The organism is Arthrobacter sp. P1_B11, from assembly GCF_056406715.1.
This window is the reverse complement of sequence record NZ_JBFTZQ010000011.1, coordinates 98661-111181: the sequence shown is the minus strand read 5'-3', so window position 1 is coordinate 111181 and position 12521 is coordinate 98661. Positions and strand designations below refer to the sequence as shown.

At 59.7% G+C, this 12521-nt stretch carries 6 protein-coding genes and 1 pseudogene; 2 read left to right on the top strand and 5 right to left on the bottom strand.

What is annotated here, in order from left to right; genetic code table 11:
• Positions 1 to 461: 461 nt before the first annotated feature.
• A complete protein-coding gene (locus AC1D14_RS11700) occupies positions 462 to 1796 on the top strand; it encodes an MFS transporter (protein ID WP_476968545.1) in 1335 nt (444 codons plus the stop codon).
• Positions 1797 to 2094: 298 nt separating this feature from the next.
• Positions 2095 to 3156, top strand: coding sequence for an amidohydrolase family protein (locus tag AC1D14_RS11695; protein WP_476968544.1), 1062 nt, complete (start codon positions 2095 to 2097; stop codon positions 3154 to 3156).
• Between the two features lie 1539 nt (positions 3157 to 4695).
• On the opposite strand, the gene AC1D14_RS11690 is transcribed toward AC1D14_RS11695, so the two are convergent.
• From AC1D14_RS11690 to AC1D14_RS11670, 5 genes and pseudogenes are all read right to left on the bottom strand, one after another.
• Entirely contained in the window at positions 4696 to 5463 is a 768-nt protein-coding gene (locus AC1D14_RS11690; RefSeq protein ID WP_476968543.1) for an ATP-binding protein, read from the bottom strand.
• On the bottom strand, positions 5463 to 6602 hold the full coding sequence (locus AC1D14_RS11685) for a Mu transposase domain-containing protein (protein WP_476968542.1): 1140 nt from the start codon (positions 6600 to 6602) through the stop codon (positions 5463 to 5465). Before AC1D14_RS11685 ends, AC1D14_RS11690 begins: the two co-directional genes overlap by 1 nt.
• Entirely contained in the window at positions 6599 to 7075 is a 477-nt protein-coding gene (locus AC1D14_RS11680) for a hypothetical protein (RefSeq protein WP_476968541.1), read from the bottom strand. The genes AC1D14_RS11685 and AC1D14_RS11680 overlap by 4 nt, the downstream gene beginning before the upstream one ends.
• A 143-nt stretch (positions 7076 to 7218) precedes the next feature.
• Positions 7219 to 7998 (bottom strand): annotated as a pseudogene (locus AC1D14_RS11675) (DEAD/DEAH box helicase); the annotation flags it as partial.
• Positions 7999 to 8229: 231 nt separating this feature from the next.
• Positions 8230 to 11922, bottom strand: coding sequence for a hypothetical protein (locus AC1D14_RS11670; protein ID WP_476968540.1), 3693 nt, complete (start codon positions 11920 to 11922; stop codon positions 8230 to 8232).
• Between the last annotated feature and the right edge of the window lie 599 nt (positions 11923 to 12521).

The window sequence follows — 12521 nt, the reverse complement described above, 5'->3', positions numbered from 1 at the left end:
CATAGTCGCGGTGCCAGCCGGTCAGTTCGACCAGCTCGTTCAGGATCCGGGTCTTCCCTGAGCGGTCGGCGCTCTTATAGGCGAGGGCTTTCTTCTTCGTCACAGCTTGCCGCTGGGCCATCGTTAGCTCCATGAAAACGGGCATAGCCCGCATCCGCTCCCAAGGCCGTCCACCACGCCGCTCCGCGGAGGTTTTCAGATGAGGCAACGTATCCGGCCACGCGGAGGTTTTCTACGAGTCAACGCGCGCTCTTGACAGAGGATATCACTGACCCTAGCATTCCAAGTGTACGAAATTACGGACGGGCGTTCACGTCACCGTACGGCGCAGGGAGACCTGATGGTTTTTCGGCATTAATCGTTGTGGGGACTGGGGTGGGGGTTGTGGCTGAATGCTCCCGCCAACTTAGAACGGTGCCGCCCCGTTTTTGACAATTCCTGCTTCTCAAAGGAGAGATCGCATGACCGAAACCGGAGCCGAAAGCATCTCCAAATCGCTAACCCATCGAGAGGTACAACCCGACAAGGGAGTGCCCAAGAAAGTCCTGATGGCCGGGTCGATCGGAACGTTTGTTGAGTACTTCGACCTGGTGACGTTTGGAGCTTTGGCTTCGATTATGGCCGTAATTTTTTTCCCGAGCTCCAATGAAGCTGCAGGCCTTCTCCAGACCTTCGCAGTTTTTGCGTTGGCATTCGTCGCTCGCCCTATTGGGGGGCTGTTGTGGGGTCCTCTTGGCGACCGGATTGGCCGCAAACGAACGTTGGCGGCAATCATCATCACGATGACTGTGGCCACCGCCCTAACCGGGCTGCTTCCGAGTTTTGAAACAGCCGGAATTTGGGCGCCCTTGATGCTGTGTCTTCTTCGATTCGTTCAAGGACTCTCAGCAGGTGGTGAAATGCCGGGTGCCGCAATCTTCATCGGCGAGTACTCGCAAAACAACCGCCGGGCCTTCCAGACAAGCTTTTTATCGGCCGCCGTCATCAGCGCACAGCTTGTGGCTTTGCTGGTCGCGACTCTTCTTGTGGCGACGCTATCCGCTGAGGCAATGCAGAGTTGGGGCTGGAGAATCCCGTTCCTCATTGCTCTACCTATGGGCGCGGTCGGGCTTTACATCCGAGCCCGGCTCGAAGAAACGCCAGTCTTTGACAATATCGAGCAGGAGGGTGCCAAGAGCCGGAGCCCGCTGAAAGCCGTTGTCAGCAATGCCGCCGGTTGGAAGATGATGGGCCGCGCCACGCTGTTCAACCTGCCTGTTCAGGTCCCTGGTTTCCTGCTCTTGACATTCATGCCGTCATACCTGACAAAGTCGGTCGGACTCTCCAGCGGAGGGGCGCTAACCTGCATCTCCATCGCGGTCATCGTCATGATCACGGTCCAACCCATCGCTGGCCTAGCGTCAGACCGTTTCGGGCGGCGCCCGATGTTGTTTGCCTGCGCGGTCGTAACCCTCGTGTCAGCGTATCCAGCCTTCGCGCTGATCCAGATGGGCGGCTACATTCTTCCCACTTTCGGCCTCGTGCTCATTGCAGTCGTGCAGGGGCTGGGAACCGGAACTCAGCTGGCCCCGGTTCTGGAGTCCTTCCCGACCCGAATCCGATACACTGGCTTCGCACTTTCGATGGGTCTTATCGTGTCCGTGATCGCCGGGCCAACACCCTACATCGCACAGTGGCTCGTCAGCACAACCGGAAATCTCTACTCGCCTGCATGGCTCATGATGGCGGTGGTCCTCCCCTCGGCAATAGGGGCTTACTTCATCCGTGAAACAAACAACCGATCCCTACCGGAGTGACGATTCAAAGGCAACCAGTTTCCCATAACTAGAACCGGGCTATAGGACGGCCCTTCACCCGTGGCCACGGGTGAAGAGCCCTATCGACGAACTACATGGTGGTCTGTGCCAAATCAGAAAGCCTTCCACCCTGGTGGATCAGCAGCTATTAGTTTGCCGTGGGAGTAAAGGGTAGCGACGTTTGGCCCTTTTTAACCGGGACCATCCTTCCGGACTCCAAAGGGCACCAATTTCCCATGAGCAAGGAGCGCAAACATGAGAAGGTCAGTTGTCGTCGTAGGCAGTATATGGAAGATCGGTGGACGAGGCGGACAACGGGACGGCGGTACCCGTGGCTAAGGTTCAGGTCGTCGATCCGGAAATCGAAATAATCGATGCACACCACCACCTCTGGCCTCGCACGGGAGGCGTAGTTTCTGTGGCAGCAGGTCCTGGTCAACAGGCGGAAAAGGGCACGCCGCTGCCCGACTGCCCGCCCTACTCCTATGCTGATCTGCGACATGACGCGACTTCCGGGCACCGAATCGTCGGGTCGGTGTACGTCGAGTGCTCGTCGTTGTACCGCGACGACGGGCCAGAGCACCTGATGCCGGTGGGGGAGAGTGAGACCATCGCTGCCCTGGAACTCCACGACGGGCTGTGCCAAGGCATCGTTGGCTTCGCGGATTTGATGCGAGGCAGTGCCGTCGAAGAGGTGCTGGAGGCGCATCTTGAGGCGGCAGGATCGCGGTTCAAAGGGATCAGACATTCAGTAGCTTGGGATGCGGACCCGAGTGTATACGCAACTTACCGACGACCGCCGGCCGGTTTGCTTGCTGAGCCCCGCTTCCTGGCCGGCGCCGCTGAACTGGCACGGCGAGGCCTCAGCTTCGACACGTGGCTCAATTTCCACCAATTGCCTGAGCTAGCAAATTTTGCATCCGCGAATCCAGACCTCATTGTTGTGCTGGATCACCTCGGTGGGCCTGCGACGACCGGGCGACATGCCGGCTCCCGTAACGACGTTCGTCGCGAGTGGCGCGAGCACATGATCGCGGTGAGTCGCCGGCCTAACGTTGTCCTCAAACTGGGTGCCATCGGGATGCGCGCCTTCTCGGGCCCAGAGCTCTTCACTGGAGGGCCGATGAAAGCAGAGCGGATCGTAGACTATTGGGCTTCTGACCTGCGCTTCTGCATCGATACGTTTGGCCCAGAGCGGTGCATGTTCGAGAGCAACTTTCCAGTGGACCGCGCGCTCTGCGACTACGTCACTCTTTGGAACGTGTTTAAACTGATCGCTTCCCCCTACTCCCCGGGGGAGAAAGAATCGCTCTTTTCGGGGACGGCGCGGACGACGTACCGCCTTTCGATCGCAGACTGAAAGGACCATTGCCGTTGCTGCCCGGCCCAATTCCGAGGTCAACGTGCCGGGCGGGTAGACCGTGGATTTCTGGTCGCAGACGTCTCGTGCTGCAATTTCAATGGTCCATCCTCGTACCGTCGGTAGTAGCGTCCAAAGGCCCCCAAGGACTCAGCCTGAGAGCTTCGCGCTGCCATGTCGCCCAGGCATAGACCAGGAAAGTAGAAGACACCGTGTCTCACAGCACGCAAGTCGTCGTGGAGAGCCTCGGTGAATGGTCCCAAGCATCACACCGATTTTGTCATGGTCAACGTAAGTCGACAGGGACGGGCCCGCTGATCTTGGCCCGCCGACCGTAGCTCTCGGCTCCGCCGGTGCAGCGTCGAGTACGGCATCTGGGAGCCCTGCCGACCGAGAGCCTGACAAGTTGTTTGTGTAAAGGGAAGTGCGGTCTCATTGGTTGCCACATGATTTATCTCATGAGATAGGCAGAGTAGAGGCTGACGATAGGTCCGCTATCAGTACTGGCCAGAAGATGCTCGGGGAGTCCTTGGGGAGCTGCGTCATTTTCTTGGTCGTCTTGGTCTTGGCGGGGTCGTGGCAATCTCGTAGCCGGCCGATTGCTGGTCGCAGCCTGTTACGGACCGCTTTGTTCTTTCCGATCGTGCTCTCTGTGGCCTACCTCATCCTCATGACATTCGGTTCCGCTTCCTTCATCGAACTAATTCCTATCTTTCTCGCCTGGGGGCCGCCGACTCCGCCGGAATGATGATCAGACAGGTATCGACGAGTTCCTCAGCGCCCGAGGCCCCGTAGTTGTCACGAGCCTGTTTGCATCCGCGGGAAATGTCGGCGTCCTGGCCGGGAGCACCATCGGTGCCGTCCTGATCACGGCCAACGGCATGCACGACGCTATCCACAGCGGCTGGATCTTCGCGACACTCGCTCTCCTGCTGGTCCTGATATCCCGCCTGGGGCCGTTCCGGACTTCTGTCACCCCCGACGCGGCGACAGTGACCCGCAGTTACAACTCTTCGCCCCCAACCCATCCGGTGAAGCGGGCACGGACTGGGGTATGCAGGAAACCAATAGAGTTCAGGCGCATCGGATCAAATCCAGATGATAGATGCGGCCGCCGTTGTGGCGCTGGGGCGGATGCTTCCCCACCGAACTTTCATGCTCCTCAAGGCTGAAGCCTGCCAATGACGGGACGGCGCTCGTCCTCTAGTTGAATCGCCGTCGGCCTGGCAGCGAGCGGAACCTACACGCCCACCCCTGGGCGTGCCCTCCTGTCCTAGATCGGCAGGACGCCCGCTGGGAGGCTGGTAGCGGGTTATCGCCTACATCATTTGTTCGACCGCTGAGCGATCCCTTGACCATCAACATCGGCCTGATGATCGTCCCCTTCGCCGCGTTCCTCACCGATTTAGTTTACGCCTCCGGGTGGCAGATAGCTTTTGTTGGAACTGCTGGTCTGGGTAGTTGGTACCGGGGTTCTGGGGACTTGGTACCGGCCCTTCGCTTGTTTGCTCGGGGCCGGCACCATGTTCTGGGCCGGGTCTATTCCCAGTGGCCCGGTTGCGCCCGGGCCGTATCGTCGCGGAGTCGTCGCATGTCCACGTCGCCGAGGTTGAGTTGGCGGGCGTTGTTAGCGAKCCGGTTCACGATCGAGTCCGCGGCCACCCGGTCCGGTAGGGCCTCGACCCAGTAGGCCGGGCCGGACTGCGAAGCGATGAGTGTGGGCAGACGGTGTTCCCGGTTGGCTAGGACCGCGAAGAGGTCGTTGGCTGCTTCGGGGTCGRTGCCGACGGTGAGAAAGTCATCGATGACCAGCAGGTCCACGTCCGAGAGCTCGTTGAGCAGCTTCTGGTGGCCGATGCCGTCACCGCGGGCAATGACCAGCCGGCGGGCGAGGTCGTCCATCCGGGTATAGGAGACGGTGTGTCCGCTCTGGCAGGCGGCGATCCCGATCGCGCAGGCCAGGTAGGTCTTGCCGCCACCGGTCGGTGAGATGACCAGCAGGTTCGTGGGGTCCTGGCGCCATTGGTGGGCGGCGTAGCGCTTCATCCGCACCGGGGTTATTCCGCGTCCTTCCTGGTAGTTGATCTCGGCGACCGAGGCTTGCGGGATGGGGAACCTGGCGGCCCGGATGAGCTTGTCGATCCTGTGGGCCCGGCGCTGTTGGAGTGCGTCGTCCACCGCGGTAAGAAAGATCTGCTCGGGAGTGAGCTCGTCATTGGCCTCGTCGGTGATCAGTTCCTCGAACCGCACGGCCAGGTGCGCGATGCGCAGGGTACGGAATTTCTCGTGGTCCTCGCTGGTGAACATCAGCCCTGGCCTCCCTGTCCGCCGCGCCGGTAGTGCTCGGCCGAGCGCAGGTGCACCGCCGCCTGGATGCCTGCGCCGGGGTCAGCGCCGCCGGCGGGTTTTCGGGTGGCCGCCGCCGGTGTGATGGTTCTGGGTTTCTTGGTGTCGGAGTCGATGGTGGCCATGATCCGCTTGATCGTGCTGTAGGTTCCCGGGCCCTGACCGGTGTCGAGCAGGACCTGGCAGGCTGCCTCCAGGCGGGCCTTGTTCCGCTTGCCCAGGGACTCCAGGATGTTCTGGCAGTCCAGATAGCCCTGGGCCTCCACGGCGTGCCGGTCGATGATCCCGGCGATGACCGCCTCGGTGGCTGGTCCGAAGCCCCGGGCGCGGTCCGTGAACCACCGCTTGGACCACAGCCCGTCGATACCCCGGTGCCGGGTCGGGGCATGCGCGACATCGGTCGAATACTGGCCCTTCCGGCCCTGCCGCCGGACATGCTCACAGATGACCTGGTCCCCGTCGAAGACGGTCACCGTCGTGGACGTGAGCCGGACCCGCAGCAGCTGCCCGGCGTAGGTGTAGGGCACCGAGTAATGCTGGGAATCGCAGCTGACGTGGTAATTCCGTCCGACCTTGAGCTGCTTCCATTCCACCGAGTCGAACCCGTCGGCCGGCAGCGCCTGGAGCAGGCCGGACTCATCGGCGGTGAACCGTTCCCACCGGGTGCTGCCATCGGCCCGGGGAATCTGCTCGTTTATCTCGACCAGCCGGGCCCCGATCGCCGCGTTCAGGGCCTGCACCGTGGTGAAGACCTCCTCGGCCAGATAGCCGATCACCCGCTTGTTCACCACGTTCACCGCCGACTCGGCCGCAGCCTTATCGCGGGGGCGTTTCACCCTGGCCGGCACGATCCCCGTCGAATAATGCTCGGCCAGCTGCTGGTACCGGGCGTTGAGCACCCGGGCCGACTCGCCCCGCTTCGGCCGGTGGGTCGAGGTCGCCGGATTGTCCGGGACCACCAGCTGCGGGACCCCGCCATAGAACGAGAAAGCCGCCACGTGGGCGGCTGTCCAGGACGCCGATGTCATGTCCGTGTACCCATGGCAGAACACCGCCCCGGAATACGGCAGCACCGCCACGAACAGATAGACCCCAGTCACCTCCCGGTGACCGCATCCACAACCCCCAGGGTGTCCCCGGCCCAGTCCACCAGCATCGCCCGGCCCGGCTCGTGGTGCAGCGTCGCCACCACATCGCTCACCCGGGCATGGTCGGCGAACAGGGCGCAATACTGTGAATACCCGTACTTCTTCCCGCCGTTCGCGGTACTCGAGGCCAAGTACCTGCTCCAGGCCTGCTGGAGAGTAAAGTGCCGGTTCTCCCGCATCGAAGCCAGAACCCGATCAAAATCCGGGCGTTCGTATAACTCCGTGACCCTCTTGCGGCCATCGGGAAACAACCGGGCGATCTCCTGCGGAGACATCGCCCCTATCTGCCCGGCGGTAAAGCCGTAAGCCGCGATCGTCTTCTTCGCCGCGGCCACGTCACGGCGTGAACACCCCACCACCGCAACGATCTCGTCATAGCTACGACCAGCAACAGCCAAGGTCATAATGGCCTTGAAATCGGCCATGCTGCCTCCTCACATAGGAAGAGGCGGCGCCCAGTGCACCACCTCACCCACAGCGCAGCACCCACAGAGAACGGCAGTACCAACTCACCGGAACAGCAATACCAACAACCCGGAACACGAGTACCAACTCACGCTATCTGCCAGCGCAGATCGAAGCGGAACTCACGCCGTTGCTGGCCGATGAAATCCATGACCGTCAGCACGGCCTTGCCCTCGGCACGGCGCAGCCCACGCCCCAGCTGCTGGAGGAAGACCGTGGCGCTCTGCGTGGGCCGGAGCAGCAGGATGGTGTCCACCTGCGGCAGGTCCAGGCCTTCGTTGAAGAGGTCGACGGCGAAGATGCAGTTGATCTCCCGTCGGCGGAGGCGCTCCAGCGCCGCTGCGCGGTCGGCGTTGTCGGTGCTGCCGTCGACCGCAACGGAAGCGATGCCTGCCCGGTTGAACACTTCGGCCATGTAGTGGGCATGCTGGACCGAGACGCAGCAGCCGATGGCCCGCATCTGGTCCGTGCTGGTGATTTTGTCGCGGAGTTCGCGGATCACCTTGGCGCGGGCATCGTTGCCGGTGTAGAGGTTGTTCAGCTGTGCGGTGTCATAGTTGCCGCGCTTCCATTCCAGTTGGCTCAGGTCGACGTCGTCCGAGACGCCGAAGTAGTGGAACGGCACCAGCAGGTCGGCGTCCAGGACGTCCCACAGCCTCAGCTCGCTAGCAGTGCGGCCGTCGAAGAACTGCTTGGCGACGTCGACGCCGTCGCCGCGTTCCGGAGTCGCGGTGAGTCCGAGGAGCTGCGGCGGCTGCAGGTGGTCCAGCAGCCGGCGGTAGGTGGGCGCCATGGCGTGGTGGAACTCATCGATCACGACGACGTCGAAAAAGTCCGGCTCCAGCTGTTCAATACCGAGCGAGGACAGCGACTGGAAGTTGGCACAGAATTAAAATCGATACGGCTGCATTCCTCCGCGCAACTTGCACGCAGAGTAACTGAGCAAACGGTGGGCACCGTCTGCAGACCGAGCGCGGCGCCCACCGCCCTCAGTGGGTGGGGTTACACCCCCGATATCCCCAGCCTCGAAGGGGCTTACCTTCTCAAATTGCGCGCAAGTCTGGGGCTTCACGAGGGCATAGGGCGTGGAGAATTAGGCGGCATCATTGTTCAGTCAGTCGTAGGTCCATTCACCCTCTGCTGCCACCTGCTGTAGCGGTACGGGCTTGTAATCAGACCTCAGCGCCAAGTAGGCGTCCGCAACTAGCTCGGAGGAATAGTCTTCGCAGCTGCGCAGCACCTTCTCGGCCACCTTCAGGTTCATCCTCTCGCCCCCATATCGGTAGCGGAAAAGGACATCGACAAGTTCTAGGGAATGTGCGCGCCAAGCTTCGGAGAAAAAGCTCAACCAATCGTTGATTTTTCTAGGCGTCAGAGAATTCCAGCCAGGAAAACCCTGAGCTTTCTTTACGAGGTCATGGTCCTTGAGCATCTTGTTCAGCTTGTCGATGTCCGTTTGCTCGGGAGTATAAGGTCGTTGCACGTCGCCAAATGCTGCAAAAAGAACGTGGGCGAGCTCGCTTTCGCTACCACTCAGGGTCTTTATGGGGTTTCTGCCTCTAAGGCCTCGTATTTCATAGATTTGATGCGCGGCCGCTACAACCTCCAGTAGCCGCTCGCGGTCCTCTTGCAGTAGCCGAGTTATCTGGTCATTAAGTGTGGGCAGGAGCTTACTGATCGTCCTACTAGGCGACCAAGCCAGCAGAAGCGCAATCCAGAATAGACGCTCCGCGCCTTCTGTAGCTGAGAAGCGCTCCTCCCACCAAGACGTCCTGCCACGCCAGGCCCGGCCCGCGAAAGCCTTGTCTATAAGCGGCGTGTTGGCATTAGTAACAGCGATATCACCAGCTTTCTCTGATATATTAACCGCACCAGCCATAAGTACGGCTTTCCTATAAATTGCCCACTCGTCACCAAAAGCTTCGTGTAAAATCGAAAACTGATTTCGCAGCCTGCTATAGACGCCTTCCTTGTCGTCGGCTCCGCCACTCGGGCGGAGTTCCGTCAGACTCTGCAGAACGGACTGAACCGATTGCTTGCCCGGGTAATCCGCCAACTGTGTCTTAGGGTTGGAGGACGAGTTTCGAATCGGGCGCCGTCGTTGGAAAGGCCCGGTGAGGATTCCAGCGAGCAGGGCGATGTCATTTGTCTGGCGATTAGAATCGTACCCGCCCCACTCCAATAGGGAATTCGTTGCCGCCTCAGCTAGTGACGCGGACTCACTAAGTAGGTTTGGGGCGTACTGCACAACAGCTTGTGCCCGTAGCCGTAACTCTGAGGGACTGGGCTCGTCCGATATTACGAAGGCGTCGATTCCAGTTCCCCGAGCACACGCAAAGCCTCCAGATTTACAGGCGATCGTGAATCGTCTAGTTCGTTCGGGTCCGTTCACCTCGTTGATCCAGGACTGGAACTTGCTCGATAAGCCTTCCCCGCCATTCTCACTAAGCAACTTGCACAGGTCGTCAGTAACGCCAGCTCCGGAGCGGGTGATGTGATTGTTAAAGATGACCTCCGCAAAGTGCTGCCTTCCGCATTCTGCATCGAGGGAAGCACCTACGAATCCCGGCAGCGCCGAGGACGAAGCGAGTTTTACTCCAAGGTTGTCGAAAACGAGATCAATGACCTCATCCTGTATGAACTTCTTAGACCTAAAAATCCAGTCGGCCAGCAAGGCGGCTCCGATACTCCTTGCATTTACGGAGACGGAAAGATCTTTCGACTTAGCCAATTCCCGCAGGCTCGAGCTGAGCGCCCCGATCTCGCCCGGTTCATAAAACCCAGCATAGAACCGCGTTACGTTTGCCCAATACGGGTTAACTGCAATGGCTTCAAAGCGATGAGCGCGATCTCCGTGGACAACGCGGTTCCGAAAATGACTCCCCGGAGCGCTCGAATAGAGATATTTTGCTGCGAAGTATTCGCGTAAAGGTTGTACCTCAAACTCGTACTGACCCTCGATCCTCTGTACCAGCACGTACACGCGTTCAATGCCACCCGAGAAAAGATCGTCTAGTATCGCGGTATCCTGCTGGTTCGCTTGCAAGCGCTCCGCTACGATTCCTCGCAGTTCGTCGTGACTTATTGCGCCCGTCGACCCATTCGATTCCGCCTCGCACTGGAGTCGCCAAGCTAGATACTCGACTATCTCCAACAACAAGTGCCGGTGCTGCTTCACACCTGCGCTTTTCTCGGCCTCTCGGGTCATGAACAGCTTCATGTACTCCCTGTACAGGTCCGTTCTGACATCGGGTAAGGAGTAGCCGACGGAATCGATGAGACTGAGCAATATAGCCAATTGCATCGGGTTTCGAGTCAGCTCTCTGATGTGGGCCAACGCCAGTTTGTCGTGAAGGATCATCTTCACTTCAGCTGCATGCTCCTCCGACAGGTTCTTCGCTATCGTCCATTTCGCGGCGTACTCCGTAATGGTCTCCGCAGAGATCGGGGCCAGACTCAGTCTGGTGAAGGTTTTGGGCAACTGAGAACTCGTACCGAAAAGGGATGGGCGACTGGTTACAACAGCCTGAATACTCGCTTCGTTTTCCTTCAGACGGTTGAGTCCCTCAGAGATTCGATCGATCAATGTTCGACGAAGCTTGAGGTCAGCAACCTCGTCCAGCCCGTCGAGGAAAAGAAGGATCGGCACATGGGTTGCCGTCTCGACCAAGTCATCGGCCGAGAACTCCAACCCTCCCGACTGAATGGAAACGAGAGCCGCCAAGAACCGTTCTAACGTCTTAGGTCCTCCATGCGGCTCTTCCTGACCACGAATTGGACGTCCGTCCAGAAAAGCGGCGAAGTCTCGTAAATCAACTTTCACCGGCAAACGGAACGAAGATTGGCCGTGCCTCGGTGCCAACTGACTTAGAAACTCGGTCTCACCTAGATACTGAGCCCTGTGAACCTGACATATGTATTGAGCGAGGGTGGATTTGCCCTGACCTGGGGCACCTTCAAGAACAACCCAAGGAAGGCCTACCTGCACTTCGCTATCGAGCAAGAAATCTGCGGCGTTGGCGGTCGCGGAATCCGTCTGCACAGGAAAGGCGGGCAAGGCCACGTTTTCGAAGTCTCTCTTGGAAGACAGTCTCCGCACGCTGCGCAGTGTTGCAGCAGGAAATCTCCTGCCAGGCTCCTCCCCAAAGAGAGGTGAGATATCCACTGGGACGTCGACAAAAAGGGTAAGTAATGAGTTGGCTAGTTCCGTCTGGCGAAACTTGACCTCCGCATCCTTGCGATACTGCTCCCGGACGAACGACTTGAGGGTACGAGATATTCGTTCACGATCCCGCCCAATTTGAGCTGCAACGATGAGGGTGAGAGTGTCCTCCCCCGTCAAAATGGCCGGGTAGGCGAGCTTTAACTGAGATTCGCTTTCCTCTATCCGGCGATCAAGGTCGTCCCGCCAAAGACAAATCGCGGGAATGGGGAGGTTCGCGTCCATCCAAGCTTGAACTTTATCAATACGACCCGATTCCTCGTGTGCGGTGGGGCGCGCATTTGTCATCATGATGTAGCGCTGAGCACCCTTGTGAGCCAGACGTTCAACTTTCGGCTTCTCAAGCTCTAGGGCTTTGATCATCCAATCAGCGGACTCACCCTCATCCCGCCGTTTGTATTTAACTTGCACCACCACGGTGGGCACTGAACCAGCACTGCTGCCCCGAATAAGGCCATCTCGACCGCCATCCTGCTGTGCGACGGGGAAGCATTGAAGATTTGGGTGTTCCTTGATGAGTAACGCCTGGCACAGATGCTGGAACTTTTCCGGCCCCAAGTTCTCGAACAGATACCTATCCATCATTCGCCCCCATCTTCTGTACCACCAAAAATTCCAGCTTATACTCGGTCCGCCCGCTCTGCCTGGGTTGCTTGATCAGTTTCGACTTGAGTCGCGAGCTTCACTTACAATCGGTCCTTTAATGATCCAGGGATTGCATACCTTCTAGGAGTGAGCATTGCGCACGCTCCACCCGCAATACCCCATAGCAAGGACCCCATTGTCCACCACCTACACCTCCCGCTGGCATGAAGCCCGCTGCACCGCGGCCCGTAAAGCCCTTCTCGCCGCCGACCGCTTCCTACGATTGGCGCCCCACGAAACCTCGGCGGATATCGGCGGATATCCGTGCGCCCTTCTCCCTCGCGCCCTGGCTTGCAGTGGACACCGAGGCCCGCGGCGATCACGTAAGGGACCGCGCAACGCGGCCTTCGACGCCGAGAACTAAAGTTAAGCATGTCCGCGTCCTCGTGAACGACCCGGAGGCTGAGGTCCGCGTGAACTTCGCTGCGAGGCTGTATCGGGCGGCGGCCAGAGCCCACGCCCCGAGCAGGCCAGCGCCTGAGGCGGGCCGCCCGCCGATGAAGCAGCCCGAGCCCACAATCCGGACCCGCGCGTCGTCG